Raw genomic sequence first — 26,666 nt, 5'->3', positions numbered from 1 at the left:
GTCTCCGTTACCGCACGGAGATTGCCCCCGGGGCGGCGGACGCCGGACCATCGGAGGAGACGTAACCGGGGGGTGGCGTGGCCGAGTTAGGGGTCATCGGGGACCGTTACGAGATCGGTCGGCAGCTGGGCGCGGGCGGCATGGGCCGGGTCTACGAGGCGCTGGACATGCGGCTGGGGCGCCGCGTCGCGGTCAAGGTGCTCAGTACCGGTCTGGCCGACGCGGACCTGCGGCAGCGCTTCATGCGCGAGGCCCGTGCGCTGGCGCGGATCAGCCACCCCAACACCGTCGTGCTGCACGACTTCGCCCTCCACGAGGACACGCCCTACCTCGTCATGGAGCTCCTGGAGGGCGTCGACCTGGCCCGTCTGCTGGGCATCCGGCGCACCCTGCCGCACGCCCTGGTGCGGGCCATCGGCGCCGGCATGTCCTCCGGCCTGTCCGCCGTGCACAACGCCGGGATGCTGCACCGGGACGTGAAACCGAGCAACGTCCACCTGACCCGCGAGGGCCGGGTGGTCCTCCAGGACTTCGGGATCTCCCACCTCCTGGACGCGGCCCACTCCCGGCTGACCGCCACGGGCGCCTTCATCGGCACCCCGCTCTACATGGCGCCCGAGATCATCAGCGGCGACCGGGCCGGACCGTACTCCGACCTCTACGGCCTCGGCACCTGCCTGTACGAGATGCTCAAGGGCGAGCGCCCCTTCGACGGCGGCTCCCCGGTGACCACCCTGTACCGCGTGGTCCAGGAGGAGGCACCCTCACTGGCCGGCGTGCCGGGCGTCCCCGACGACCTCGCCGCCCTGGTCGCCCGCCTGATGGCCAAGGACCCCGCACAGCGCCCGGGCGACGCCGAGGTGCGCGACCTGCTGCGCGCCCCGCCCAACGCCGCCGAACTGATCGCCGAGGCGGCCACCGGGGAACTGCGCGAACGCGCGGTGCGCGGCTTCACGGCCCCCGCCGACGAGGACCACCCGCCCACGCTCCTCCCCGCGCCGCGGCCCCTGGAGGACTTCAGGGACGCCTGGCCGCCGCCGGAGGGGACGTCCCCGCCGCACACCGCCGCGGGACGTCACCGGCGCGGCGGGAGCGAGCTGGGCCTGAGCAGCGCCACCCTCCACCAGATCCGCCGGGGTATCTCCCCGGAGATGGCCGAGGCCCGCCAGCGCGAGGCCGTCGACCTGGTGCTGCGCGGCTCCCTGGCCGAGGCGGTCGAACTGCTCGGCACGGTCGCCGAGGTCTGCCGGACGTCCTTCGGCAGCCACCACCCCGTGACCCTCACCTGCCACTACTGGCAGGGCGTCTGCCTGGCCCGGCTCGGGGCCGGCGGCGAGGCGGTCACGATGTTCGCCGATGTCACGTCCGCGGTGACCGAGGCGCTCCAGGAGCAGGTGTGACAGCCGGTACCGGACCGGCGGAAGGGGGAACCGTGACCGCGATCGAGGTCCGGGTGCACGACGTGGCGGACCCGGAGACGGAATTGCGCTCGCTGCTGCGCTGGCTGACGGCCGACGAGGAGGTCGGCCGCGCCGTGCACGGCAGGCTGGCCGGCTCCGCACCCGCCCGCCCGGACCACCAGGGCACCCTGATCGACCTGATCTCGCTGGCGGTGAGCGGCGGACTGTCCGCGGCCCAGCTCTCCTTCGCCGTCGACCAGTGGCGCACCCAGCGCCGGGGCTCGCCCCGGGTCACCCTGCGCCGGGGTGGTCTGGAGGTCGAGGTGGACGGGAGCGACGAGGACACCCTGCGCAAGGTCGTCGCACTGCTGGAGAGCGAGGAGCGGACCGGTGACGGCGGGACTGCCTGACCCCTCGGCCTCCGCCGCCGTCCTGATCGGGACCTCCCGCTACGCCCACCTGGCCCAGCTGCCGGCCGTGGAGAGCAACCTCGCGGAACTCGGGACCGTCCTTCAGGACCCGACGGTGTGGGGGCTGCCCGAGGCGCACACCCTGACCGTGCGCGAGCCGGCGAACGCCACCGCGCTGCTCGACCCCGTGTACAGCGCGGGGGAACGGGCCGTCGACACCCTGATCGTCTACTACTGCGGGCACGGCCTGAGGGACTCGGAGTCCGCCGACCTGTATCTCGCCCTGACCGGATCACGGGAGGGCGCCGGATACACCGCGGTCGAGTACCGGCATCTGCGCAGCGCCATCCTGTCGTCCCCGGCCCGCCGCAAGATCGTCGTCCTGGACTGCTGCTTCAGCGGGCGCGCCGCGCGCACGCTCGCCGCTCCCAGCGCGCTGGCCGCCCAGGCCGGCATCCAGGGCGCCTACGTGCTCACCGCGTCCCCCAAGGACCATGTGGCGCTCGCCCCCGAGGGGGAGCGGCACACCGCGTTCACCGGCGAGCTGCTGCACGTCCTGCGGCAGGGCGTGCCCGACGCTCCCGAGACCCTGGACCTGGAGACCGTCTACCGGGCCGTGGACCACCGGCTCGGCGCCCGCAACAGGCCCCGGCCGCAGCGCAGCCAGGAGAACGACGTGGGCCGCCTGCCGCTGGTGCGCAACCGGGCCCGCGCCTCGCGACGCGCCCCGGCCGGGCCGGTGATCGACGCCGAGGTCGAGGCGGCGATGATCTCCTCGGGGCTCCAGCTGGCCCGGCTGCTCAGATCCGTGGGCCGCACCCGCGACGCCCTGCCGGTGCTGCGGATGATCCTGCAGAGCGGCACCCCGGACGCCGACGGCGACAGCGTCATCGTCCATCTGGAACTGGCCGAACTGCTCACCGAGTCGGGCCAGGACCGGCAGGCCATCGAGGTGCTGGAGAGCGCCTTCCAGCTGACGCACAAGCGGTTCGGCCCCGAGGCGGTCACGGTGTGCCGGCGCCTCGCCGAACTGCTCCAGTCCGCCGGCAACCACAGCCAGGCCTGCGAAGTGCTCCGGCACGCCCTGGACACCCTGGAACGGGGCATGCGGTCCCGCTGACGGCAGCACACGACCCCGCCACCCGGAGAGGGTGACGGGGCCGCGCGGGGACCACGACGGGGCGCGGGACGTCAGCCGCCGAACTCCTGCAGGCCCTTGAGAGCCTGGTCCAGGAGCGCCTGGCGGCCCTCCAGCTCGCGCTCCAGCTTCTCCGCCTTGGACGCGTTGCCCTGGGCGCGGGCCTGCTCGATCTGCGCCCGCAGCTTGTCCACGGCGGCCTGCAGCTGGCCGGTCAGACCCGCGGCACGCGCGCGTGCCTCCGGGTTGGTCCGGCGCCACTCGGCCTCCTCGGCCTCCTGGATGGCCCGGTCGACCGTGTGCATCCGGCCCTCGACCTTCGGACGCGCGTCGCGCGGCACGTGGCCGATGGCCTCCCAGCGCTCGTTGATCGAGCGGAAGGCGGACCGCGCGGACTTCAGGTCGGTGATCGGCAGGAGCTTCTCGGCCTCGGCGGCCAGCTCCTCCTTCAGCTTCAGGTTCTCCGTCTGCTCCGCGTCCCGCTCGGCGAACGCGGAACCGCGCGCCGCGAAGAACACGTCCTGGGCGCCGCGGAAGCGGTTCCACAAGTCGTCCTCGTGCTCGCGCTGGGCGCGGCCGGCGGCCTTCCACTCCGTCATCAGCTCGCGGTAGCGCGCGGCCGTCGGACCCCAGTCCGTCGAGTCCGACAGCGACTCGGCCTCGGCGACCAGCTTCTCCTTGGCCTTGCGGGCGTCCTCGCGCTGCGCGTCGAGCTGCGCGAAGTGCGCCTTGCGGCGCTTGGAGAACGCCGACCGTGCGTGCGAGAAGCGGTGCCACAGCTCGTCGTCCGACTTGCGGTCCAGCCGCGGCAGACCCTTCCAGGTGTCCACCAGGGAGCGCAGCCGCTCACCGGCGGCCCGCCACTGGTCGGACTGGGCCAGCTGCTCCGCCTCGACGACCAGGTCCTCCTTGGCCTTGCGGGCCTCGTCGGACTGCTTGGCACGCTGTGCCTTGCGCTCCTCGCGGCGCGAGTCCACGGTCTTCACCAGCTCGCCGAGCCGGGTGCGCAGCGCCTCCAGATCACCGACCGCGTGGTGCGCCTCCACCTGCTCGCGCAGGTGGTCGATGGCGACCTGGGCGTCCTTCGCGGACAGGTCGGTGGTCTGTACTCGCTTCTCGAGGAGGCCGATCTCGACAACCAGGCCCTCGTACTTGCGCTCGAAGTAGGCCAACGCCTCCTCAGGGGAGCCCGCCTGCCAGGAACCGACGACCTGCTCGCCGTCGGCCGTACGCACGTACACGGTCCCCGTCTCGTCGACGCGGCCCCACGGGTCGCTGCTCACAGCGCCTCCTCCACATGATGCCTGCAAGGGGCCTCTGTACCCCCGGGCATCGTCCACAGTTTCGTCACGGCCAACATAGGCGACCAGCGGGTTGCCTGTCCGCATCCCGCGCGACCGAAATTTCGCAGTTGGTGGTCAGGATTTGGTGACCGTGGCCTTGTTGATCACGACCGTCGCGTTCGGTGCTCCGTCACCCGCTCCGGTGTTCTCACCCGCGGCGGCGATTTTCTTCAGGACCTTCAGTCCGGCCGCGTCGACCGTGCCGAACGGGGTGTAGCTGGCCGGCAACTGGCTGTCCTGGTAGACCAGGAAGAACTGGCTGCCGCCGGTGTGCTTCTGACCCGTGTTGGCCATCGCGACCGTGCCCGCCGGGTAGACACCGCCCTTCAGGCTTTTGTCCTTGAGGTTCTCGTCGGGGATCGTGTACCCCGGACCGCCGCTGCCGGTGCCCGTCGGGTCACCGCACTGCAGCACGTAGATGCCGTTGGTGGTGAGCCGGTGGCACTTCGTGTGGTCGAAGTAGCCCTTCGACGCGAGGAAGTCGAACGAGTTGGCCGTGTGCGGGGCCGCCGCCGTCTTCAGCGCGATGCCGATGTCGCCGCAGGTCGTCGCCAGCGTCATCGTGTAGTCGGCCGACGTGTCGATCGACATCGCCGGCTCCTTCTTCCAGCTCAGCTTCTTCACCTTGCCGGCCGCGGCCTTCTCGCACGGGTCCGGCGCCTTGCTGGCACTGGGCGAGGCGCTGGGCGTCGTCTCCGAGCTCGCGTTCGCCTTGTCGTCGTTCTTGAACACATTGGTCGTGTACAGCGCGACACTGCCGATCACGATCACGCCGAGCACGGACGCGATCACGGAGTTGCGCATGCGTGACTTGCGCCGTGCGCTGGTGCGCCGCTGCTGCTGCCGCAAGAACTTCTCCCGGGCGAGCTGACGCCGCCGCTGCTCCTGGCTGACCACCGGGTTCTCTCCTCATGCGTGTCGTGTGTCGACCGGTACGCGTGCGTCCTGAGCGCTGTGTGAGCCGACCGCTGCGTGTGCCCCGTACCGTATATGGGTTCGCTGAGGAAACGGCAGCGCCGGTAGGCTCTGGACCACAGCTTGTAGCCACCCGAACCGACACAACGAAGGACGATCGTGCTCATTGCCGGGTTCCCCGCCGGGGCCTGGGGGACGAACTGTTATCTCGTCGCCCCCGCCGCCGGTGAGGAGTGCGTGATCATCGACCCCGGCCACGAGGCCGCCGAAGGCGTCGAGGAAGCGCTGAAGAAGCATCGGCTCAAGCCCGTCGCCGTCGTCCTCACCCATGGCCACCTCGACCACGTGGCCTCGGTCGTCCCCGTCTGCGGAGCGCACGACGTACCGGCCTGGATCCACCCCGAGGACCGGTACATGATGAGCGACCCCGAGAAGGCGCTCGGCCGGTCCATCGGCACGCAGCTGATGGGCGAGCTGACCGTGGGGGAGCCGGACGACGTGAAGGAACTGACCGACGGCGCGCGGCTCGCGCTGGCCGGTCTCGAGTTCTCCGTCGCGCACGCGCCGGGCCATACCAGGGGGTCGGTGACGTTCCGGATGCCGGAGACGCCCGAGATCCCCTCGGTGTTCTTCTCCGGTGACCTGCTCTTCGCCGGCTCCATCGGACGCACGGACCTGCCGGGCGGCTCCATGGACGACATGCTCGCCTCGCTGGCCCGCGTGTGCCTGCCGCTCGACGACTCCACCGTGGTGCTGTCCGGCCACGGCCCCCAGACGACCATCGGCCAGGAGCGCGCCGCCAATCCGTACCTACGGGAGCTGGCCGCCGGCCCGGGAGCGAACGCCGATGCCGCTCCCCGACGAGGAATGTGACGAGAGACCTTCCGTGAGCACCTTTCAGGCCCCCAAGGGCACGTACGACCTGATCCCGCCGGACAGCGCCACGTACCTGGCCGTCCGTGAGGCGATCGCCGCTCCGCTGCGCAACTCCGGCTACGGCTACATCGAGACCCCGGGCTTCGAGAACGTCGAGCTCTTCGCGCGCGGTGTCGGCGAGTCCACCGACATCGTCACCAAGGAGATGTACGCGTTCGAGACCAAGGGCGGCGACAAGCTGGCCCTGCGTCCCGAAGGCACGGCCTCCGTGCTGCGCGCCGCCCTGGAGGCGAACCTCCACAAGACCGGCAACCTCCCCGTCAAGCTCTGGTACTCCGGCTCGTACTACCGCTACGAGCGTCCGCAGAAGGGCCGTTACCGCCACTTCTCGCAGGTCGGTGCCGAGGCGATCGGCGCCGAGGACCCGGCGCTCGACGCCGAGCTGATCATCCTCGCCGACCAGGCGTACCGCTCGCTGGGTCTGCGCGACTTCCGCATCCTGCTGAACAGCCTGGGCGACAAGGAGTGCCGCCCGGTCTACCGCGCGGCCCTGCAGGACTTCCTGCGCGGCCTGGACCTGGACGAGGACACCCTGCGCCGGGCCGAGATCAACCCGCTGCGCGTCCTGGACGACAAGCGTGAATCGGTCCAGAAGCAGCTGGGCGACGCACCCCTGCTGCGGGACTACCTCTGCGACGCCTGCAAGGCGTACCACGAGGAGGTCCGCGAACTGATCACGGCGGCGGGCGTCTCCTTCGAGGACGACCCGAAGCTGGTCCGCGGCCTGGACTACTACACGCGTACGACCTTCGAGTTCGTCCACGACGGTCTGGGCTCCCAGTCCGCGGTGGGCGGCGGCGGCCGCTACGACGGACTGTCCGAGATGATCGGCGGCCCCGCGCTGCCGTCCGTCGGCTGGGCCCTCGGCGTGGACCGCACGGTCCTCGCCCTGGAGGCCGAGGGTATCGAACTGGACCTCCCCTCCGCCACCAGCGTCTTCGCGGTACCGCTGGGCGAGGAGGCCCGCCGGGTCCTCTTCGCCAAGGTCACCGAACTGCGCCGGGTCGGCGTCGCGGCGGACTTCTCCTACGGCGCCAAGGGCCTCAAGGGCGCCATGAAGAACGCCAACCGCAGCGGGGCCCGCTACACCATCGTGGCCGGCGAGCGCGACCTCGCCGAGGGCGTCGTCCAGCTGAAGGACATGGAGTCCGGCGAGCAGACGGCGGTGGGCGTGAACGAGATCGTGGCGGAACTGGAGTCCAGGCTGGGCTGACGGCCCGCCGGGGCGGCGGGGGTGTTCCCACATCCCCGCCGCCCCTCTCGCTACCCGCCGCCCCCGGTCAGCCGTCGCGCCGGCTCTTCCACCGGAAGGTCAGCAGACACAGCACCAGTCCGCCGACGCACCAGGCGGCCAGCACCAGCGCGATCCGCCCGAACTCCCAGTCGCCCGCCTGCTCCAGAGCCTTCGCCGAGTCGGGCAGGAACACCCCGCGCAGGCCCTGGCACAGCCACTTCAGCGGGAACAGCGCGCCGATGTCGAGCATCCAGCCGGGGATGGTGTCGACCGAGATGTAGACCCCGGAGATGAACTGCAGGACCAGGAACGGCAGTACGACCACCGAGCTGGCGCTCCGGGCCGACTTCGGCACCGAGCTGATCGCGATGCCGAGCAGCGCGCATCCGGTCAGCCCCAGCACGAAGATCCAGGCGAAGTCCAGCCAGCGCCCCGCGTCCGACGGGAGCGAGACGTCGTAGAACGTGGTGCCGACGGCGAGCAGGATCGCCGTCTCCAGGACGCCCGTGAAGAGCACCAGCCAGATCTTGCCCAGGAAGTAGGCGGACGGCGGCATCGGCGTCCCGCGCAGCCGGCGCAGGACCTTCTCGTCCCGTTCCACCGCGATGGAGATGCCCAGCGACTGGAAGCTCGTCGACATGATCCCGGAGGCCATCATGGCCGGCACGTACAGCTGGGACGCCGTGACCCCGCTGCCCTCGACGTCGTCGTGGAAGATCGACGCGAAGAGGAAGAGGAAGACGACCGGGAAGGCGAAGGTGAAGACGACCTGGTCGCGCTGGCGGAAGAACTGCCGGATCTCCAGGGCGCCCCGGCGCAGCCCGAGCGGCCAGGCGCCCGGCAGGCGGGCGTCGCCGTCGCGGGTCCGGGCGGGTGCGGTGGTCGTCGCGGTCATCGCGCGGCCTCCTGTCCGGTCAGCCTGAGGTAGACGTCCTCCAGGGTGGGGCGGCTCACCCGCAGCCCCGGGATCTCGCCGTCGAAGCGCCGCATGAGTTCACCGACCGTCCTGGTCGGGGTCTCTGTGTGCTCCGCCCGCGTGGTGCCGTCGGGGTCGGTCCACTCGACGGTGGCGCCGGTGCCGAAGCGGTCCCGGAGCTCCTGCGGCTCGCCCTCGGCGACCACCCGGCCCCGGGCGACGATCGCCAGCCGGTCGGCGAGGGCCTCCGCCTCCTCCAGGTAGTGGGTGGTGAGCAGGATCGTCGTGCCCTCGTCCGCGAGGAGGCGGATCAGCTCCCAGAACCGGCGCCTGGCCGCCGGGTCGAAACCGGTCGTCGGCTCGTCCAGGAGCAGCAGCTCGGGTCCGCCGATCACCCCCAGCGCCACGTCCAGGCGGCGGCGCTGGCCGCCCGAGAGGGCCTTGATCCGGCTGTCCGCCTTGGCCTCCAGACCGACCAGCCCGATCACCTCCTCCGGGTCGCGCGGCCTGGGGTAGTAGTGCGCGAAATGCCGTACCGTCTCGCGGACCGTCAACTCGGCGGGCGCCGATTCGTCCTGCCAGACGATGCCCACACGGGACCTCCACGCGCGCGTGCCCGCCGCCGGGTCCGCGCCCAGGACCGAGACCTCGCCCGCGTCCCGGGTCCGGTTGCCCTGGAGGATCTCCACCGTCGTGCTCTTGCCCGCCCCGTTGGGCCCGAGCAGGCCGAACACCTCGCCCCGCCGGATGCCCAGATCGATGCCGTCCACCGCGGTCACGTCGCCGTACCGCTTGCGCAGCCCCCGGACGTCCACCGCGAATTCGTTCGCGTGTGCTGTCATCCCACGAGGGTCGGCCAGAACCGAGCGTTCCGGGACCTCCTTGCGTACTTCCTTATGCGCACCGAACGGTGGACAGGGCGCCCCGTGCGGCACAATGGCCCCTGCCCGAAGAAGTTCCAACTCTCAAACAGACGGAATCGGCGTGATGAGCAAGACGACAGTCAAGGACGTCTCCACCGAGCCCGAGCCCGAGCACGCCCCCGCGGCACCGCGCACGGAGGGCGGCAGTCTCGCCTTCGCGCTGCTGCTGATCATCACGGGTGCCGCCGGCCTGCTGGCCGCCTGGGTCATCACGATCGACAAGTTCAAGCTGCTGGAAGCCAAGGTCGAGGGCAAGACGTTCACCCCCGGGTGCAGCCTCAACCCGGTCGTCTCCTGCGGCAGCGTCATGGAGTCCAAGCAGGCCGCCGCCTTCGGCTTCCCGAACCCGATGCTCGGACTGGTCTGCTACGGCATCGTCATCTGCGTCGGCATGAGCCTGCTGGCCCGCGCCCGCTTCCCGCGCTGGTACTGGCTGACCTTCAACTTCGGCACGCTCTTCGGCGTCGGGTTCTGCACCTGGCTGCAGTTCCAGTCCCTGTACCGGATCAACGCGCTGTGCCTGTGGTGCTCGCTGGCCTGGGTCGCCACGATCACCATGTTCTGGTATGTGACCTCCTTCAACATCCGCAAGAGCTTCCTGCCGGCCCCGAACTGGCTGAAGTCCTTCTTCGGCGAGTTCACCTGGGTGCTGCCGGTCCTGCACATCGGCATCATCGGCATGCTGATCCTGACCCGCTGGTGGGACTTCTGGACCAGCTGACAGCGCGCGCCGCGTTGTCAGTGCGGTGATTTAGGGTTTCAGCGTGGAACCCGACCTGTTCACCGCAGCCGCCGAAGAACGCCAGGAGAAGGACCCGACCGGCAGTCCCCTGGCGGTGCGGATGCGCCCGCGCACCCTCGACGAGGTGGTGGGCCAGCAGCACCTGCTGAAGCCGGGATCCCCGCTGCGCAGACTGGTCGGCGAGGGCGGCGGCGGTCCCGCCGGCCCCTCGTCCGTCATCCTCTGGGGGCCGCCCGGCACCGGCAAGACGACCCTGGCGTACGTCGTCTCCAAGGCCACCAACAAGCGGTTCGTGGAACTCTCCGCGATCACCGCCGGGGTCAAGGAGGTCCGCGCGGTCATCGACGGCGCCCGCCGCGCCACCGGGGGATACGGCAAGGAGACCGTCCTCTTCCTCGACGAGATCCACCGCTTCAGCAAGGCCCAGCAGGACTCCCTGCTCCCGGCCGTCGAGAACCGCTGGGTCACCCTGATCGCCGCCACCACCGAGAACCCGTACTTCTCGGTGATCTCCCCGCTGCTCTCCCGCTCGCTGCTGCTCACCCTCGAACCCCTCACCGACGACGACGTGCGCGGCCTGCTGCGCCGGGCCCTCACCGACGAACGCGGTCTCAAGGCGGCCGTCACCCTCCCCGAGGACACCGAGGAACACCTGCTGCGGATCGCCGGCGGCGACGCCCGCCGCGCCCTGACCGCCCTGGAGGCCGCCGCCGGGGCAGCCCTCGACAAGGGCGAGCAGGAGATCGGGCTGCGGACCCTGGAAGAGGTCGTCGACCGCGCCGCGGTGAAGTACGACCGCGACGGCGACCAGCACTACGACGTCGCCAGCGCCCTCATCAAGTCCATCAGGGGCTCCGACGTGGACGCGGCCCTGCACTACCTGGCCCGGATGATCGAGGCCGGCGAGGACCCCCGCTTCATCGCCCGCCGCCTGATGATCTCGGCGAGCGAGGACATCGGCCTCGCCGACCCGAACGCCCTGCCCATGGCCGTGGCCGCCGCCCAGGCCGTCGCCATGATCGGCTTCCCCGAGGCCGCCCTCACCCTCAGCCACGTCACCATCGCCCTCGCGCTGGCCCCCAAGTCCAACTCCGCGACCATGGCGATCGGCGCCGCCCTGGAGGACGTCCGCAAGGGCCTGGCCGGCCAGGTGCCCCCGCACCTGCGTGACGGCCACTACAAGGGCGCCGCCAAGCTCGGCCACGCACAGGGCTACGTCTACCCGCACGACCTGCCCGAGGGCATCGCCGAGCAGCAGTACGCCCCGGACCCGATCAAGGACCGCGAGTACTACACCCCGACCCGGCACGGCGCCGAGGCCCGCTACGCCGACGCCGTCGAGTGGACCCGGAACCACCTCGGTCGCAGGCGGTCCTGAGCAGCCTGTAGAATCCCTCGAAGCGCTGAGTCCCGCGCTGTCAGAGCGGGACAACCAGCCGGAACCTCCGCAAGGGGGATCCAGGAGCGTCGCGCACCGTCGAACGGTGTCGCGGGCAGCCCACCACCATCCGTCGCACGACGGGACCGGTCGGTGGGCCACTCGCGTGCTGCACGTATGTGCCCAGACCAGGGGAGCGGCTGCCCACCAGGCCCGGCAACGGGTCCCGGCGGGTTTCCCCGGCTGCGGATTGCGACCTCCCTCAACCCTGACAAGCCGAATAGTCAGAAGGAAGAAAGAGACAGTGGCGAACCAGTCCCGCCCCAAGGTCAAGAAGTCGCGTGCCCTCGGCATCGCGCTGACCCCGAAGGCCGTCAAGTACTTCGAGGCCCGTCCCTACCCGCCGGGTGAGCACGGCCGCGGCCGCAAGCAGAACTCGGACTACAAGGTCCGTCTGCTGGAGAAGCAGCGTCTGCGCGCGCAGTACGACATCTCCGAGCGTCAGCTGGTCCGCGCCTACGAGCGTGCCTCCAAGGTGCAGGGCAAGACCGGTGAGGCCCTGATCGTCGAGCTCGAGCGCCGCCTCGACGCGCTGGTCCTGCGTTCGGGCATCGCCCGCACGATCTACCAGGCCCGCCAGATGGTCGTCCACGGCCACATCCAGGTCAACGGCCAGAAGACCGACAAGCCGTCCTTCCGGGTCCGCCCGGACGACGTCGTGCAGGTCCGCGACCGTTCCAAGGACAAGACGCTCTTCCAGATCTCCCGTGAGGGCGGCTTCGCCCCCGACGGCGAGACCCCGCGCTACCTGCAGGTGAACCTCAAGGCCCTGGCGTTCCGCCTGGACCGCGAGCCGAACCGCAAGGAAGTTCCGGTCATCTGCGACGAGCAGCTCGTCGTCGAGTACTACGCCCGCTGATCACCGGCCGGGTGTAGCACCTCAGCGTCAGCCCGCCGTCTCCCCGCCCTTCCGGGTGGGCGAGGCGGCGGGCTTCCGCATGTCGGCGGCCTCCCGCCGCTGCCGCACCGGCCCGCGCGGCGTCGGCAGCACCTCCAGCGGCCGGACCCCGAAGTACCCCAGCGCCCGGGCCACCGCCGCCTCCCGGTCCAGCCTGCTGCCCTGTCGTACGCACTCCGCGTACCGCTCGTCGCCCAGCGCCCGCCGGGCCGTCGCCTCGCACAGCTCGTGCGGGGCGTTGTAGTACGCCGAGCCGAACAGCGGCAGCCCCACCGACGGCCACAGCCGCCCGGCCGCGCCCTGCAGCACCGCCGCCTCCGCCGGATCGCCCTGCGCCACCGTCACCAGGGCGAGCAGCTCGATCGACAGCACCGAACCCAGCAGGTCACGGAAGCCGTGCGCATGGCGCAGACAGTCCGTCAGCAGTTCGCGGGCGGCCGGGTGGTCGCCGTCCTGCCAGGCCGCGTAGGCCAGGACGTACAGCGCGTACGAGCGGGCCCAGTGCTCGCCGTGGTCCTCGCACACCCGGCGCACGTCCTCGCACAGCCGCACCGCGTCCGGCAGATCACCGAGGAACGCCCGGGTCATCGCCAGTTCGACCTGGCCCATCAGCACATTGCTGTTCAGCTCGCCGATCTCCTGGTAGCGGTCGAGAGCCGAACGCAGCAGGGTCTCCGCGCGGGGCATGTCATCGGTGACCAGGGCCAGACAGCCGGTGCGGTGCTCCGCGTACGCCACCGCCGTCGGGTCGGCGACCAGCTCGGCCTCCTCACGGCACTCCTGGAGCGCGGCCAGCGCGGGCACCGCGTCCCCCTGGAGGATCGCCACATAGCCGAGCACCCACAGCGCCTTCAGCCGGGACTGCGGATACTCCGAGTCCAGCTCCAGGCTCCGCTCCAGCCAGCGCCGGCCCTCCGAGAGCCGGCCGCAGCCCGCCCAGTAGAACCAGAGCGAGCCCGCCAGGTACTGGCCCAGATGCGCCTCGTCCGGCTCGGTCAGGCAGTGGTCCAGGGCGGCCCGCAGATTCGGCAGCTCGGCCTCGACCCGCGCGGCCACCTCGCCCTGCCGGGGCGAGAACCAGTCCAGCTCGCACCAGGTCGCCAGGCCCATGAACCAGTCCCGGTGCCGGCGCCGCAGCCGGCCCGCGTCCCCCGTCGCCGCCAGCCAGTCCGCGCCGTATGCCCGCACGGTGTCCAGCATCCGGTAGCGCACGCCCGTCGGGGTCTCCTCCCGCGCCACCACCGACTGCGCGAGCAGCTCGGCCAGCACGTCCAGGACGTCCTCGGACGCCAGCCCCTCCCCGCCGCACACGTACTCGGCGGCCTCCAGCTCGAAGGTCTGCGCGAACACCGACAGCCGCGACCACAGCAACCGCTCGGCCGGGGTGCACAGTTCATGGCTCCAGCCGATCGCCGTGCGCAGCGTCTGGTGCCGGGCGAGCCCGTCCCGCCCGCCGCCCGTCAGCAGCCGGAACCGGTCGTCGAGCCGCTCCAGCAGCTGCCCGGGCGACAGCGCCCGCAGCCGCCCGGCCGCCAGCTCGATCGCCAGCGGGATCCCGTCCAGGCGCCGGCACACCTCCCGTACGTCCGCGCGGTCCCCCACGTCCAGCCCCTGCCGCCCGGCACGCTCGGCGAACAGCTCCACCGCCTCGTCCTCGCCGAGCGGCGCCAGCGGGAACAGCCGCTCGCCCGCCACCCCGAGCGGCCGCCGCCCCACCGCCAGCACGGTCAGCTCGGGCAGCCGGCGCAGCAGCTCGGCCACCAGCTCCGCGCACGCGTCGACCAGGTGCTCGCACCCGTCCAGCACCAGCAGGATCCGGCGGCCGGCCAAGTGCTCCAGCAGCGCCTCGCGCGGCAGCCGGGTGGTGTGGTCGGTCAGGCCCAGCGCCTCCACGACCGCGTACTCCACGAACTCCGGATCGCGCACCGGCGCCAGCTCCACCCGCCACACCCCGCCCCGGGGCGCCGCTCCGGCCGCCGCCCGGGCCGCGAGCCGCGACTTGCCGACCCCGCCGACCCCGGTCACCGTCACCAGCCGGGCGGACTCCAGGGCCCGGGCCAGCTCGCCGAGTTCGGCCGACCGGCCCACGAAGGCGGTGAGTTCCAGGGGCAGATTGCCGTCCGCCGAAGAGCCGGGGCGCTGAGGACCTCGCATGGGACACGGAGCGTACTTAACCGTGTTCGGTCCGTACAATCGCTTCCCGGAAGTCCGCCTGCCACGCGCCGTAATCCGGTACGGAGCCCCATCCCCGGCGCGATAGGCTCGGTGCAGACTTTTCGATGTTGAGGCACGTTTCAGGGAGCGGGTGCGCGCAGTGTCCGGTGGAGAGGTGGCCGGGATCCTGGTGGCCGTCTTCTGGGCGATCCTGGTCTCCTTCCTCGCCGTCGCACTGGCGAGGCTGGCCCAGACGCTCAAGGCGACCACCAAGCTCGTGGCGGACGTGACCGACCAGGCCGTCCCGCTGCTCGCCGACGCCTCCGCGGCCGTACGCTCCGCGCAGACCCAGATCGACCGGGTCGACGCGATCGCCTCGGACGTCCAGGAGGTCACGTCCAACGCCTCCGCGCTGTCCTCCACCGTCGCCACCACCTTCGGCGGCCCGCTGGTCAAGGTCGCGGCCTTCGGCTACGGCGTGCGCCGGGCGCTGTCCGGCCGCAAGGCGGACGTGCCCGTGAAGGAGCCCAGGCGTACCGTGATCGTGGGCCGGACGGTCCCGGCCGCACGGCGGAAGAACCGGGGAAAGTAGGAGCCAGGCCATATGTTCCGCCGTACGTTCTGGTTCACCACCGGTGTCGCCGCCGGGGTCTGGGCCACCACCAAGGTCAACCGCAAGCTGAAGCAGCTGACCCCGGAGAGCCTCGCCGCCACCGCCGCCAACAAGGCGCTGGAGACCGGCCACCGGATCAAGGACCGAGCGGTCGGGTTCGCGCTCGACGTCCGCGACAACATGGCCCAGCGGGAGGAGGAGCTGGGGGACGCGCTGGGCATCAACGCGGACCCCGAGTTCCCCGCGCCCCGGCGGTTCGCCGCCATCGAGAACCGCAGCAACCCGAAGTACCCCGACACCACGAGGTACTCGCACAACCGGAATGAGGACCACTGATGGAGTCGGCAGAGATTCGCCGCCGCTGGCTGAGCTTCTTCGAGGAGCGCGGGCACACCGTCGTCCCTTCGGCGTCGCTCATCGCGGACGACCCGACTCTGCTCCTCGTCCCGGCCGGCATGGTGCCCTTCAAGCCCTACTTCCTGGGTGAGGTCAAGCCGCCCTTCGACCGCGCCACCAGCGTGCAGAAGTGCGTGCGCACCCCGGACATCGAAGAGGTCGGCAAGACCACCCGGCACGGCACCTTCTTCCAGATGTGCGGCAACTTCTCCTTCGGCGACTACTTCAAGGAAGGCGCCATCAAGTACGCCTGGGAGCTGCTCACCAGCCCCCAGGACAAGGGTGGTTACGGCCTGGAGCCGGAGAAGCTCTGGATCACCGTCTACAAGGACGACGACGAGGCCGAGCGCATCTGGCACGACGTCGTCGGCGTGCCGAAGGAGCGCATCCAGCGCCTCGGCATGAAGGACAACTACTGGTCCATGGGCGTCCCCGGCCCCTGCGGCCCGTGTTCCGAGATCAACTACGACCGCGGCCCCGAGTTCGGCGTCGAGGGCGGCCCCGCCGTCAACGACGAGCGGTACGTGGAGATCTGGAACCTCGTCTTCATGCAGTACGAGCGCGGCGAGGGCATCGGCAAGGACAACTTCGAGATCCTCGGCGAACTGCCCAGCAAGAACATCGACACAGGCCTCGGCATGGAGCGCCTCGCGATGATTCTGCAGGGCGTGCAGAACATGTACGAGATCGACACCTCGATGGCCGTCATCAAGAAGGCCACCGAGCTGACCGGCGTCCACTACGGCGAGGCCCACGCCTCGGACGTCTCGCTGCGGGTCGTCACCGACCACATGCGTACGTCGGTCATGCTCATCGGTGACGGCGTCACCCCCGGCAACGAGGGCCGCGGCTACGTGCTGCGCCGCATCATGCGCCGCGCCATCCGCAACATGCGCCTGCTCGGTGCCACGGGTCCGGTCGTCCTCGACCTGATCGACACCGTGATCGCCATGATGGGCCAGCAGTACCCGGAGCTGGTCACCGACCGCGAGCGCATCGAGAAGGTCGCTGTCGCCGAGGAGAACGCCTTCCTCAAGACGCTGAAGGCCGGCACCAACATCCTCGACACCGCCGTCACCGAGACCAAGGAGTCCGGCGGCACGGTCCTCGCCGGCGACAAGGCGTTCCTGCTCCACGACACCTGGGGCTTCCCGATCGACCTCACCCTCGAAATGGCCTCCGAGCAGGGCCTTTCCGTGGACGAGGAGGGCTTCCGCCGCCTGATGAAGGAGCAGCGGGAGCGCGCCAAGGCCGATGCCCAGGCCAAGAAGACCGGGCACGCCGGCGCCGGCGCCTACCGCGAGATCGCCGACAGGACCGGCGAGACCGACTTCATCGGCTACAGCGACACCGAGGGCGAGACCACGATCGTCGGCATCCTCGTCGACGGCGTCTCCTCCCCGGCCGCCACCGAGGGCGACGAGGTCGAGATCGTCCTGGACCGCACCCCGTTCTACGCCGAGGGCGGCGGCCAGATCGGCGACACCGGCCGGATCAAGGTCGACACCGGTGCCGTCATCGAGATCCGCGACACCCAGAAGCCGGTCCCGGGCGTCTACGTCCACAAGGGCGTCGTCCAGGTCGGCGAGGTGACGGTCGGCGCCAAGGCCCACGCCTCGATCGACCAGCGCCGCCGGACCGCCATCGCCCGCGCCCACTCGGCCACCCACCTCACCCACCAGGCGCTGCGCGACGCCCTCGGCCCGACGGCCGCCCAGGCCGGTTCCGAGAACCAGCCCGGCCGCTTCCGCTTCGACTTCGGCTCGCCGTCGGCCGTTCCGACGGCCGTGATGACCGACGTCGAGCAGAAGATCAACGAGGTGCTCGCCCGCGACCTCGACGTGCGCGCCGAGATCATGGGCATCGACGAGGCCAAGAAGCAGGGCGCCATCGCCGAGTTCGGTGAGAAGTACGGCGAGCGGGTCCGCGTGGTGACCATCGGCGACTTCTCCAAGGAGCTGTGCGGCGGCACCCACGTCCACAACACCTCCCAGCTGGGCCTGGTCAAGCTGCTCGGCGAATCGTCGATCGGCTCGGGTGTCCGCCGTATCGAGGCTCTCGTCGGCGTCGACGCCTACAACTTCCTGGCCCGTGAGCACACGGTGGTCGCCCAGCTCCAGGAGCTGATCAAGGGCCGTCCGGAGGAGCTGCCGGAGAAGGTCTCCGCGATGCTCGGCAAGCTGAAGGACGCCGAGAAGGAGATCGAGAAGTTCCGCGCGGAGAAGGTGCTTCAGGCCGCCGCCGGTCTCGTCGAGTCCGCCAAGGACATCCGCGGGATCGCCGTGGTGACCGGGCAGGTCCCGGACGGCACCACCCCGGACGACCTGCGCAAGCTCGTCCTCGACGTGCGCGGCCGCATCCAGGGCGGACGCGCCGCCGTGGTCGCCCTGTTCACGGTCAACAACGGCAAGCCGCTCACGGTCATCGCCACCAACGACGCCGCCCGCGACCGCGGTCTCAAGGCCGGTGACCTGGTCCGCACCGCCGCCAAGACGCTCGGCGGCGGCGGTGGCGGCAAGCCGGACGTCGCCCAGGGCGGCGGCCAGAACCCGGCCGCGATCGGTGAGGCCATCGACGCCGTCGAGCGTCTGGTGACCGAGACCGCGAAGTAAGGAAACGGTCGGAAATGCGCAGAGGACGTCGACTCTCGATCGACGTCGGGGATGCCCGGATCGGGGTCGCCTCGTGCGACCCCGACGGGATCCTCGCCACCCCGGTCGAGACCGTCCCCGGCCGGGACATCCCCGCCGCCCATCGCAGGCTGCGGCAACTGGTCGAGGAGTACGAACCGATCGAGGTCGTCGTCGGACTCCCTCGCTCCCTCAAGGGGGGCGAGGGGCCGGCCGCCGTCAAGGTCCGCGCCTTCGCCCAGGAACTCGCCAAGGGCATCAAACCGGTACCGGTCCGGCTGGTCGACGAGCGGATGACGACAGTAACGGCCAGCCAGGGGCTGCGCGCTTCTGGAGTGAAGGCCAAGAAGGGCCGCTCGGTCATCGACCAGGCCGCGGCGGTCATCATCCTTCAGCAGGCACTGGAATCCGAACGGGTGTCAGGTAAACCACCCGGCGAGGGCGTCGAAGTAGTCATCTGATCGCGATACGGTAACGTTCCGCGCGATGCGATGGTTTTCGAACAGCCACCGCACAGCAAGAGGCGGAACGGGAACCGGCCCACCAGCCGCGCACCGTACCGCCTCGCGGCTCTAGGGGATCGATGACTGAGTATGGCCGGGGCCAAGGCTCCGAACCGTGGCATCCGGAGGACCCGTTGTACGGGGACGACGGATGGGGCGGACAGCAGGCCCACGTGGGCCAGCAGTCCCCCTACGGCGGCCAGCCACAGCACTACCCACAGCAGTCGCAGCAGTCGCAGCAGCAGTACGGCGACTGGGACCAGCACCCGCAGGGCGGCTACGACCAGCAGCAGTACGCCACGTACTACGACGAACAGGGCAACCTCCGGTACGCCGACGGACAGGGCCAGCAGCACTACGACCAGCAGCAGTACGACCAGCAGTACGCCGGGCATGCCCAGGTCCAGTACCAACACGGCGGCTGGGACGCGACCGGCACCCACGGCCAGGTCCCCTACGCCGCCGACCCCGGCGACCCCTACGGCCAGCAGCCCGTGGCCTACGGCGGGGAGCAGCCCGACTTCTACGGCACCGAGGACGCCTACCCGCCGCCGGAGCCGCCCGGCCGCCGGCGCCCCGAGCCGGAACCGCAGCCGGAGCCCGCGGTCGAGGAGGAGGAAGAGGAGCAGCACCCCTTCTTCACGGGCGCCGATGACGACGGCGACGACGGCGAGGACGGCGACGACCCGAAAGGGCGCCGCGACAAGGGCCGGGGCAAGGACGCCAAAGGCGGCAAGGGCGCCAAGAAACGCCGCAGCGGCTGCGCCTGCCTGGTGGTCTGCCTGGTCTTCGGCGGCGGCGCGAGCGTCGTCGGCTACTACGGCTGGCACTTCTACCAAAATCGTTTCGGCGCGTCCCCGGACTACGCGGGCAGCGGCAACGGCGAGACCACGACCGTCTCGATCCCCAAGGGCGCGGGCGGTTACGACATCGGCCGCATCCTGAAGGCGGCCGGCGTGGTCGAGAGCGTCGACGCCTTCGTCTCCGCGCAGACGGCGAACCCCGACGGCAAGACGATCCAGGACGGCGTCTACACGCTGCAGAAGGAGATGTCCGCGGCCAGTGCGGTGGAGCTGATGCTCAACCCGAAGAGCCACAGCAACCTGGTCATCGCCGAGGGTCTGCGCAACTCCGCGATCTACGAAATGATCGACAAGCGGCTCGCCGTGAAGAAGGGCACCACCGCGGCCGTGGCGAAGAAGGACTACAAGTCCCTCGGCCTGCCCAAGTGGGCGCTGAACCACGCCAACCTGAAGGACCCGCTGGAAGGATTCCTCTTCCCCTCCAGCTACGCCGTCTCCAAGGGGCAGGAGCCCAAGGCCGTCCTCACCGAGATGGTGGCCCGCGCCAACGACCAGTTCCAGACGCTCGGCCTGGAGAAGAAGGCCGCCGGCCTCGGCCTCGACGGGCCCTGGCAGCTGCTCACCGTGGCCAGCCTGGTGCAGGCCGAGGGCACCAGCCACGACGACTTCCGCAAGATGGCCGAGGTGGTCTACAACCGCCTCAAGCCCGGAAACTCCGAGACCTACGGCGCGCTGGAGTTCGACTCCACGTACAACTACGTGAAGAACCAGAGCAAGATCGACCTGTCGATCGCCGAACTGCGCCGCTACAACAACCCCTACAACACGTACTACGTCAAGGGACTGCCGCCCGGGCCCATCGACAACCCCGGCGAGGAGGCGCTGCAGGGCGCCCTCAACCCGACCGACGACGGCTGGTACTACTTCATCTCGATGGACGGCAAGACCAGCGAGTTCACCAAGACGCTCGCCGAGCACGAGAAGCTCGTGAACGAGTGGAACGCCTCACGGAAGAAGAGCTGAGCCGCGCGCGCCGGCGGCGCGGCCCCGCCCCTGCACAAGGACAGATTCGATGCCACCTAGGGCAACCGATGCCCGCCGGGCCGCCGTGCTCGGTAAGCCCATCGCCCACTCCCTCTCCCCGGTGCTGCACCGGGCCGCGTACGCCGAACTCGGGCTCACCGACTGGTCGTACGAGCGCTTCGAGGTCGACGAGGCCCAGCTGCCCGGCTTCCTCGGCAAGCTGGGACCGGAGTGGGCGGGGCTGTCGCTGACCATGCCGCTGAAGCGGGCGGTCATCCCGCTCGTCGACGAGATCAGCGAGACGGCGGCCTCCGTCGACGCGGTCAACACCGTGGTCTTCACGGAGGACGGACGGCGCGTCGGGGACAACACCGACATCCCCGGCATGGTCGCCGCGTTGCGCGAGCACGGAATCGAACAGGTCGACTCCGCCGCCATCCTGGGCGCCGGCGCCACCGCCTCCTCCGCGCTGGCCGCGCTCGCCCGGATCTGCACCGGCGAGGTCGTCGCCTACGTCCGCAGCGAGGCCCGCGCCGCCGAGATGCGGGAGTGGGGCGAGCGGCTCGACGTCGAGGTGCGTACCGCCGACTGGGCCGACGCCGAACAGGCCCTGAGCGCCCCCCTGGTGATCGCCACCACCCCCGCGGGCAGCACCGATGCCCTCGCCGGCGCCGTACCCGAGCGTCCCACCACCCTCTTCGACGTGCTCTACCATCCCTGGCCCACCGCCCTCGCCGCCCGCTGGTCCATGTTCGGCGGGGCCGTGGTGAGCGGCCTCGACCTCCTGGTCCACCAGGCCGTGCTCCAGGTCGAGCAGATGACCGGCCGCGCTCCGGCGCCGGTGGACGTGATGCGCCGGGCCGGGGAGAAGGCGCTCGCGGAGCGCTGAGGGCCGGGGGAGGCCGCGCCCGCGGAGCGCTGACCTGACATATCCGCGTCCGACTGTTGGACCGGCGGCCGGGTTCGGCTGCCGGACGTGGGAGGATCGGAGGCGGCGGACCGGGGCCGCGCACCCGGTCGGGCCGTCGCCGTACGCGAGGACGCGCGTACGCAGGGCAGTAGTACCAGGGCGCGAGCACTGAGGAGCATCGTTGAGCAGGCTGCGTTGGCTGACCGCGGGGGAGTCCCACGGTCCCGCACTTGTCGCGACGCTGGAGGGCCTTCCCGCCGGCGTGCCGATCACCACGGAGATGGTCGCGGACCATCTCGCGCGGCGGCGGCTCGGCTATGGCCGTGGTGCGCGCATGAAGTTCGAGCGTGACGAGGTCACCTTCCTGGGCGGCGTCCGGCACGGGCTGACGCTGGGCTCCCCGGTGGCGATCATGGTGGGCAACAGCGAGTGGCCCAAGTGGGAGCAGGTGATGGCGGCCGACCCGGTGGATCCGGAGATCCTCGCCGGGCTGGCCCGCAACGCCCCGCTGACCCGCCCGCGTCCCGGCCACGCGGACCTCGCCGGTATGCAGAAGTACGGCTTCGACGAGGCCCGGCCGGTCCTGGAGCGCGCCTCCGCCCGCGAGACCGCGGCGCGGGTCGCGCTCGGCGCCGTCGCCCGCTCCTACCTGAAGGAGACGGCGGGCATCGAGATCGTCTCGCACGTCGTCGAGCTGTGCTCCGTGAAGGCACCGCAGGGCGTGTACCCCACCCCCGCCGACGTCGAGAAGCTCGACGCCGACCCGCTGCGCTGCCTCGACGCCGACGCCTCGAAGGCGATGGTCGCGGAGGTCGACCAGGCCCACAAGGACGGCGACACCCTCGGCGGTGTGGTCGAGGTGCTGGCCTACGGCGTCCCGGTCGGCCTCGGCTCGCACGTGCACTGGGACCGCAAGCTGGACGCCCGTCTCGCCGGGGCCCTGATGGGCATCCAGGCGATCAAGGGCGTCGAGATCGGCGACGGCTTCGAGCTGGCCCGGGTGCCCGGCTCGAAGGCACATGACGAGATCGTGGGCACGCCCGAGGGCATCCGGCGGGTCTCCGGCCGGGCCGGCGGCACCGAGGGCGGACTCTCCACGGGCGAGCTGCTCCGCGTCCGCGCCGCGATGAAGCCGATCGCGACCGTGCCGCGAGCCCTGCGGACCGTGGACGTCAGCACGGGCGAGGCCACCCAGGCCCACCACCAGCGTTCCGACGTCTCCGCCGTGCCGGCCGCCGGCATCGTCGCCGAGGCCATGGTCGCGCTCGTCCTCGCGGACGCGGTCGCCGAGAAGTTCGGCGGCGACTCGGTCCCCGAGACCCGCCGCAACGTGCGGTCGTACCTCGAGAACCTGGCCATCCGGTGAGCAGCGGCGCGCCGATGGTGGTGCTGGTCGGACCGATGGGCGTGGGCAAGTCCACGGTCGGGCAGCTGCTCGCCGAGCGGCTCGGCGTCGGCTACCGGGACACCGACGAGGACATCGTGGCCGCCGAGGGCCGCACCATCGCCGACATCTTCGTGGCCGAGGGCGAGCCCGCCTTCCGGGCCATCGAGAAGCGGGCGGTGCACACCGCGCTGGCCGAGCACGAGGGTGTCCTCGCGCTCGGCGGCGGCGCGATCCTCGACGCGGACACCCGCGCGCTGCTCGCCGGGCAGCGGGTGGTCTACCTCTCGATGGACGTCGAGGAGGCCGTCAAGCGCACCGGCCTGAACGCGGCCCGGCCGCTGCTCGCCCTCAACCCGCGCAAGCAGTGGCGCGAGCTGATGGAGGCACGGCGGCACCTGTACGAGGAGGTCGCCGCGGCCGTCGTGACGACCGACGACCGTACGCCCGAAGAGGTCACCCAAGCAGCCCTGGACGCACTGGAGTTGAAGGAAGCATGAGCGAGGCAGTCACCCGGATCCAGGTGGGCGGCACGGCGGGCACCGAGCCGTACGAGGTCCTGGTGGGCCGTCAACTCCTCGGCGAACTGGGCGCACTGGTCGGCGAGAAGGCCCAGCGGGTCGCGATCGTCCACCCCGAGGCGCTCGCCGAGACCGGCGACGCGCTGCGGGCCGATCTGGCCGAGCAGGGCTACGAGGCCGTCGCCATCCAGGTGCCCAACGCGGAGGAGGCCAAGACCGCCGAGGTCGCCGCCTACTGCTGGAAGGCGCTCGGCCAGTCCGGCTTCACCCGCTCCGACGTGATCGTCGGCGTGGGCGGCGGCGCCACCACGGACCTGGCCGGTTTCGTGGCCGCCAGCTGGCTGCGCGGGGTCCGCTGGATCGCCGTCCCGACCACCGTCCTCGCCATGGTGGACGCGGCGGTCGGCGGCAAGACCGGCATCAACACGGCCGAGGGCAAGAACCTGGTCGGTGCCTTCCACCCGCCGGCGGGCGTGCTCTGCGACCTCGCCGCGCTGGACTCGCTCCCGGTCAACGACTACGTCTCCGGGCTCGCCGAGATCATCAAGGCCGGCTTCATCGCCGACCCGGTGATCCTGGACCTCATCGAGTCCGACCCCGAGGCCGCGCGCACCCCGGCGGGCCCGCACACGGCCGAGCTGATCGAGCGGTCCATCCGGGTGAAGGCGGAGGTCGTCTCCTCCGACCTCAAGGAGTCGGGCCTGCGCGAGATCCTCAACTACGGCCACACGCTCGGCCACGCCATCGAGAAGAACGAGCGCTACAAGTGGCGGCACGGTGCCGCGGTCGCCGTCGGCATGCACTTCGCCGCCGAGCTGGGCCGGCTGGCCGGGCGCCTGGACGACGCGACGGCGGACCGCCACCGCACGGTCCTGGAGTCGGTCGGCCTCCCGCTGCACTACCGCTACGACCAGTGGCCCAAGCTCGTCGAGACGATGAAGGTCGACAAGAAGTCCCGCGGCAACCTGCTGCGCTTCATCGTCCTGGACGGTCTCGCCAAGCCGACGGTCCTGGAGGGCCCCGACCCGGCCGTGCTGCTCGCCGCGTACGGCGAGGTCGGCCAGTAGGTCCGCCTCGCGGCACGGGCACTTCGGACCGCCCCCGGCCGTTTCACCAAACGACGACCGGGGGCGGTACCGTTCGGTAACGAGCGCAGCCGAACATGACGAGACGGAGTGGCACCGGATGCAGCACGCAGTGGGATCTCCGCTGCCGCCGCCCCATCAGCCGGGGCAGGGACCGACCGGCTGGCAGCCGGCCGCACAGCACCCGGGAGCGCCCCAGGGCCCCGCGCCCGTGCCGCCACCACCGGCCGCGCCGCCGCACCCGACGGTTCCGCCACCGCCCTCGTCCCCGCCGCCCCCCGACACCACGGGCCACGTCCCGCTGCCGCCGGGCGCCCCGGTGGGGATGCCGAGCGCGCCGCCCGCCGCCACGGTCCCCGACCCGACGACCACCACCCTGGCCGTCCTCCTGATCGGCCCGGCCGGCGCGGGCAAGACCAGCGTGGCCAAGTACTGGGCGGACCACCGGCGGGTCCCCACGGCCCACATCAGCCTCGACGACGTCCGCGAGTGGGTCCGCTCCGGCTTCGCCGACCCCCAGTCCGGCTGGAACGACAACTCCGAGGCCCAGTACCGCCTGGCCCGCCGCACCTGCGGCTTCGCCGCCCGCAACTTCCTCGCCAACGGCATCTCGTGCATCCTCGACGACGCGGTCTTCCCGGACCGCCCGGTCGTCGGCCTCGGCGGCTGGAAGCGCCACGTCGGCCCCGGCCTCCTCCCGGTCGTCCTCCTCCCCGGCCTCGACATCGTCCTGGAACGCAACGCCGAACGCCGCGGCAACCGCCGCCTCACCGACGAAGAGGTCGCCCGCATCCACGGCCGCATGGCCGGCTGGTACGGCTCCGGCCTCCCCATCATCGACAACTCCCAACTCGACGTCCCCACCACAGCAAGACTCCTCGACGAGGTCCTCTCCAGGTCCATAGCCAGCCCCCCAACCTGGTAACCAGCCCCAGCAAAGCAACCCAGGGGCGCGCGGAACCGCGCGAATGCCCCCCCCCCGACCGGCAGCCGAAAGCCGACCTGTCTCCCCCCAGGGGCGCGGGGAACTGCGCGAAAGCCCCCCACCGGCGGGCAGCCGAGATGCGGCCGGTAGTTCCAGGGGCGCGGGGAACCGCCCGAAACCCACTCACGGACCCGCACCCGACAACGGCGCCCCGCCACCCCACTCGGCCCCCCTCAACCGGCACAAAACGCCCATTCCTCCTACGCTCGACTCATGTCAGACGTGTACGCGGCCCGCAGAACCAGGCTGAGGGAACGCTGCAACGCGGCCGGCAGCCAGTCCGCCGTCATCTCGCACCCCGCCAACGTGAGATACCTCGCCGGCACCGCCCCCCACGGCTCCGTCCTGCTGCTCGGCAAGCGCGAGGACCTCCTCGTCTGCCCCGGCCCGCCGGACGACCGCCCCACCGAGGCCCGCCCCGACGAGTCCCTCCGGCAGCACCTCCTGGAAGGCCCCGGCGGCGACCCCGCCGTCGCCGCCGCCGACCTCGCCGCCGCCCAGGACGCCGACGTCCTCGCCGTCGAGGAGCACCACCTCACCGTCGCCCGGCACCGCGCCCTCGGCTCGGTCGCCCCGCAGCTGCGCCTGACCGATCTCGGCGCCGCCGTCGAACAGCTCAGGGTCGTGAAGGACGAGGAGGAGATCTCCTGCCTCCGCATCGGCGCCGAGATCGCCGACCAGGCCCTCGGCGAGCTGCTGGAGTCGATCCTCGTCGGCCGCACCGAACGGCACCTCGCCCTGGAGCTGGAGCGCCGCCTGGTCGACCACGGCGCCGACGGCCGGGCCTTCCCCACCTCCGTGGCGACCGGACCCAACTCCGGCCGCCGAGGCCACCGCCCCACCGACCGCCGGGTCGAGGAGGGCGACTTCCTCTCCGTCTGCCTCGGCGCCACCTACCGCGGCTACCGCTGCGAGATCGGCCGCACCTTCGTCATCGGCACCTCGCCCGCCGACTGGCAGATCGAGCTCTACGACCTGGTCTTCGCCGCCCAGCGGGCCGGCCGGGAGAGCCTCGTACCCGGCGCCGCCTACCGTGACGTGGACCGTGCCGCCCGGCAGGTGCTGGGCTCCGCGGGCCACTCCGAGGGCCTGCAACCGCTCACCGGGCACGGCGTCGGACTCGAAATCGACGAGGAGCCGCAGCTGGCCCCCTCAGCCATGGGTAAACTGGACGCTTGCGTGCCGGTCACCGTCGAACCGGGGGTCCACCTCCCGGGCCGGGGCGGTGTCCGGATCGATGACACGCTCGTCGTGCGCCCCGAGGCGGACGGCGGACCCGAGCTACTCACCATCACGACCAAGGAGCTGCTCGCACTATAAGGAAGGTGCGTGCCCCGGGGTCGTCCACGTCAGTCCAGGAGATTCC

At 71.3% G+C, this 26,666-nt stretch carries 24 protein-coding genes; 19 read left to right on the top strand and 5 right to left on the bottom strand.

Translation table 11 applies throughout. The features are described 5' to 3' along the window. Positions 1–77: 77 nt before the first annotated feature. From ACIPSJ_RS37625 to ACIPSJ_RS37615, 3 genes are read left to right on the top strand one after another with little or no spacing between them, the layout of a single operon-like run. Positions 78–1,400 carry a serine/threonine-protein kinase gene (locus ACIPSJ_RS37625; protein WP_359220435.1) on the top strand — a complete coding sequence of 441 codons (1,323 nt, stop codon included), beginning with the start codon at positions 78–80 and terminating at the stop codon, positions 1,398–1,400. A 32-nt stretch (positions 1,401–1,432) separates the two neighbouring features. Further along, positions 1,433–1,810, top strand: coding sequence for a hypothetical protein (locus tag ACIPSJ_RS37620; RefSeq protein ID WP_359220433.1), 378 nt, complete (start codon positions 1,433–1,435; stop codon positions 1,808–1,810). After that, positions 1,791–2,930 carry a caspase family protein gene (locus ACIPSJ_RS37615; RefSeq protein WP_359220430.1) on the top strand — a complete coding sequence of 380 codons (1,140 nt, stop codon included), beginning with the start codon at positions 1,791–1,793 and terminating at the stop codon, positions 2,928–2,930. Before ACIPSJ_RS37620 ends, ACIPSJ_RS37615 begins: the two co-directional genes overlap by 20 nt. Positions 2,931–3,001: 71 nt before the next feature. On the opposite strand, the gene ACIPSJ_RS37610 is transcribed toward ACIPSJ_RS37615, so the two are convergent. Beyond that, positions 3,002–4,231: a DUF349 domain-containing protein gene (locus tag ACIPSJ_RS37610; RefSeq protein ID WP_390972731.1), complete on the bottom strand. Its 1,230-nt coding sequence runs from the start codon at positions 4,229–4,231 to the stop codon at positions 3,002–3,004. 135 nt (positions 4,232–4,366) lie between these two features. Further along, complete coding sequence (locus ACIPSJ_RS37605) at positions 4,367–5,188, bottom strand: peptidylprolyl isomerase (protein WP_359220425.1); 822 nt, start codon at positions 5,186–5,188, stop codon at positions 4,367–4,369. 177 nt (positions 5,189–5,365) lie between these two features. Between ACIPSJ_RS37605 and ACIPSJ_RS37600 the strand changes: the two genes are divergently transcribed. Both ACIPSJ_RS37600 and hisS read left to right on the top strand, forming a co-directional pair. After that, the gene (locus ACIPSJ_RS37600) at positions 5,366–6,079 is read left to right on the top strand and encodes an MBL fold metallo-hydrolase (protein ID WP_359220422.1); all 714 of its coding nucleotides are present in this window, start codon (positions 5,366–5,368) and stop codon (positions 6,077–6,079) included. Positions 6,080–6,092: 13 nt separating this feature from the next. Continuing rightward, positions 6,093–7,355 carry a histidine--tRNA ligase gene (gene hisS / locus ACIPSJ_RS37595; RefSeq protein WP_401352682.1) on the top strand — a complete coding sequence of 421 codons (1,263 nt, stop codon included), beginning with the start codon at positions 6,093–6,095 and terminating at the stop codon, positions 7,353–7,355. Positions 7,356–7,422: 67 nt separating this feature from the next. Here the strand turns inward: hisS and ACIPSJ_RS37590 are convergent, their stop codons facing one another. Then, positions 7,423–8,271 carry an ABC transporter permease gene (locus ACIPSJ_RS37590; protein WP_359220416.1) on the bottom strand — a complete coding sequence of 283 codons (849 nt, stop codon included), beginning with the start codon at positions 8,269–8,271 and terminating at the stop codon, positions 7,423–7,425. Next, on the bottom strand, positions 8,268–9,134 hold the full coding sequence (locus ACIPSJ_RS37585) for an ABC transporter ATP-binding protein (protein WP_359220414.1): 867 nt from the start codon (positions 9,132–9,134) through the stop codon (positions 8,268–8,270). Before ACIPSJ_RS37585 ends, ACIPSJ_RS37590 begins: the two co-directional genes overlap by 4 nt. A 145-nt stretch (positions 9,135–9,279) precedes the next feature. Here ACIPSJ_RS37585 and ACIPSJ_RS37580 point away from each other — a divergent pair, with 145 nt between their 5' ends. The 3 genes from ACIPSJ_RS37580 (at position 9,280) to rpsD (ending at position 12,254) form a co-directional block, all read left to right on the top strand. Beyond that, positions 9,280–9,936 (top strand): vitamin K epoxide reductase family protein, encoded by a 657-nt coding sequence (locus tag ACIPSJ_RS37580; RefSeq protein WP_359220411.1) that lies wholly within the window; start codon positions 9,280–9,282, stop codon positions 9,934–9,936. Between the two features lie 43 nt (positions 9,937–9,979). Beyond that, positions 9,980–11,335, top strand: coding sequence for a replication-associated recombination protein A (locus ACIPSJ_RS37575; protein WP_401352679.1), 1,356 nt, complete (start codon positions 9,980–9,982; stop codon positions 11,333–11,335). Positions 11,336–11,639: 304 nt separating this feature from the next. Then, the gene (rpsD, locus tag ACIPSJ_RS37570) at positions 11,640–12,254 is read left to right on the top strand and encodes a 30S ribosomal protein S4 (protein ID WP_355725830.1); all 615 of its coding nucleotides are present in this window, start codon (positions 11,640–11,642) and stop codon (positions 12,252–12,254) included. Positions 12,255–12,281: 27 nt separating this feature from the next. Here the strand turns inward: rpsD and ACIPSJ_RS37565 are convergent, their stop codons facing one another. After that, complete coding sequence (locus ACIPSJ_RS37565; protein WP_401352676.1) at positions 12,282–14,447, bottom strand: ATP-binding protein; 2,166 nt, start codon at positions 14,445–14,447, stop codon at positions 12,282–12,284. A gap of 151 nt (positions 14,448–14,598) precedes the next feature. On the opposite strand from ACIPSJ_RS37565, the gene ACIPSJ_RS37560 reads away from it, so the two are divergent. The 11 genes from ACIPSJ_RS37560 (at position 14,599) to ACIPSJ_RS37510 (ending at position 26,620) form a co-directional block, all read left to right on the top strand. Next, positions 14,599–15,039, top strand: a complete 441-nt coding sequence (locus tag ACIPSJ_RS37560) for a DUF948 domain-containing protein (RefSeq protein ID WP_355725835.1) — start codon at positions 14,599–14,601, stop codon at positions 15,037–15,039. Between the two features lie 12 nt (positions 15,040–15,051). After that, positions 15,052–15,396, top strand: a complete 345-nt coding sequence (locus tag ACIPSJ_RS37555) for a hypothetical protein (RefSeq protein WP_359220402.1) — start codon at positions 15,052–15,054, stop codon at positions 15,394–15,396. Then, the gene (gene alaS / locus ACIPSJ_RS37550; RefSeq protein ID WP_359220400.1) at positions 15,396–18,068 is read left to right on the top strand and encodes an alanine--tRNA ligase; all 2,673 of its coding nucleotides are present in this window, start codon (positions 15,396–15,398) and stop codon (positions 18,066–18,068) included. Before ACIPSJ_RS37555 ends, alaS begins: the two co-directional genes overlap by 1 nt. 14 nt (positions 18,069–18,082) lie before the next feature. Continuing rightward, positions 18,083–18,547 carry a Holliday junction resolvase RuvX gene (ruvX, locus tag ACIPSJ_RS37545; RefSeq protein WP_123978522.1) on the top strand — a complete coding sequence of 155 codons (465 nt, stop codon included), beginning with the start codon at positions 18,083–18,085 and terminating at the stop codon, positions 18,545–18,547. 122 nt (positions 18,548–18,669) lie between these two features. Beyond that, positions 18,670–20,415, top strand: a complete 1,746-nt coding sequence (gene mltG / locus ACIPSJ_RS37540; protein WP_359220398.1) for an endolytic transglycosylase MltG — start codon at positions 18,670–18,672, stop codon at positions 20,413–20,415. A gap of 49 nt (positions 20,416–20,464) precedes the next feature. Further along, entirely contained in the window at positions 20,465–21,304 is an 840-nt protein-coding gene (locus ACIPSJ_RS37535) for a shikimate dehydrogenase (protein WP_401352673.1), read from the top strand. A 202-nt stretch (positions 21,305–21,506) separates the two neighbouring features. Beyond that, a complete protein-coding gene (aroC, locus tag ACIPSJ_RS37530) occupies positions 21,507–22,691 on the top strand; it encodes a chorismate synthase (protein WP_359220394.1) in 1,185 nt (394 codons plus the stop codon). 14 nt (positions 22,692–22,705) lie between these two features. Then, entirely contained in the window at positions 22,706–23,209 is a 504-nt protein-coding gene (locus ACIPSJ_RS37525; protein ID WP_355725896.1) for a shikimate kinase, read from the top strand. Then, positions 23,206–24,297 carry a 3-dehydroquinate synthase gene (gene aroB / locus ACIPSJ_RS37520; protein WP_359220392.1) on the top strand — a complete coding sequence of 364 codons (1,092 nt, stop codon included), beginning with the start codon at positions 23,206–23,208 and terminating at the stop codon, positions 24,295–24,297. The genes ACIPSJ_RS37525 and aroB overlap by 4 nt, the downstream gene beginning before the upstream one ends. Positions 24,298–24,415: 118 nt before the next feature. Continuing rightward, a complete protein-coding gene (locus ACIPSJ_RS37515; RefSeq protein WP_359220390.1) occupies positions 24,416–25,240 on the top strand; it encodes a Pro-rich N-terminal domain-containing protein in 825 nt (274 codons plus the stop codon). A gap of 273 nt (positions 25,241–25,513) precedes the next feature. After that, positions 25,514–26,620 (top strand): aminopeptidase P family protein, encoded by a 1,107-nt coding sequence (locus ACIPSJ_RS37510; protein ID WP_359220388.1) that lies wholly within the window; start codon positions 25,514–25,516, stop codon positions 26,618–26,620. The last annotated feature ends 46 nt before the right edge of the window (positions 26,621–26,666 follow it).

It is taken from the genome of Streptomyces sp. NPDC090088, assembly GCF_044747345.1.
In the GTDB taxonomy this organism is placed as follows: domain Bacteria; phylum Actinomycetota; class Actinomycetes; order Streptomycetales; family Streptomycetaceae; genus Streptomyces.
This window is presented reverse-complemented; position numbering and strand designations above follow the sequence as displayed.

Bases quoted from the DNA above. Each gene is read 5' to 3' on its own strand.
- ACIPSJ_RS37590 (WP_359220416.1), bottom strand. From the start codon at position 8,271: ATGACCGCGACGACCACCGCACCCGCCCGGACCCGCGACGGCGACGCC.
- ACIPSJ_RS37585 (WP_359220414.1), bottom strand. From the start codon at position 9,134: ATGACAGCACACGCGAACGAATTCGCGGTGGACGTCCGGGGGCTGCGC.
- ACIPSJ_RS37580 (WP_359220411.1), top strand. From the start codon at position 9,280: ATGAGCAAGACGACAGTCAAGGACGTCTCCACCGAGCCCGAGCCCGAG.
- ACIPSJ_RS37565 (WP_401352676.1), bottom strand. From the start codon at position 14,447: ATGCGAGGTCCTCAGCGCCCCGGCTCTTCGGCGGACGGCAATCTGCCC.
- ACIPSJ_RS37555 (WP_359220402.1), top strand. From the start codon at position 15,052: ATGTTCCGCCGTACGTTCTGGTTCACCACCGGTGTCGCCGCCGGGGTC.
- alaS (WP_359220400.1), top strand. From the start codon at position 15,396: ATGGAGTCGGCAGAGATTCGCCGCCGCTGGCTGAGCTTCTTCGAGGAG.
- ruvX (WP_123978522.1), top strand. From the start codon at position 18,083: ATGCGCAGAGGACGTCGACTCTCGATCGACGTCGGGGATGCCCGGATC.
- mltG (WP_359220398.1), top strand. From the start codon at position 18,670: ATGACTGAGTATGGCCGGGGCCAAGGCTCCGAACCGTGGCATCCGGAG.
- ACIPSJ_RS37535 (WP_401352673.1), top strand. From the start codon at position 20,465: ATGCCACCTAGGGCAACCGATGCCCGCCGGGCCGCCGTGCTCGGTAAG.
- ACIPSJ_RS37525 (WP_355725896.1), top strand. From the start codon at position 22,706: ATGGTGGTGCTGGTCGGACCGATGGGCGTGGGCAAGTCCACGGTCGGG.
- aroB (WP_359220392.1), top strand. From the start codon at position 23,206: ATGAGCGAGGCAGTCACCCGGATCCAGGTGGGCGGCACGGCGGGCACC.
- ACIPSJ_RS37515 (WP_359220390.1), top strand. From the start codon at position 24,416: ATGCAGCACGCAGTGGGATCTCCGCTGCCGCCGCCCCATCAGCCGGGG.
- ACIPSJ_RS37510 (WP_359220388.1), top strand. From the start codon at position 25,514: ATGTCAGACGTGTACGCGGCCCGCAGAACCAGGCTGAGGGAACGCTGC.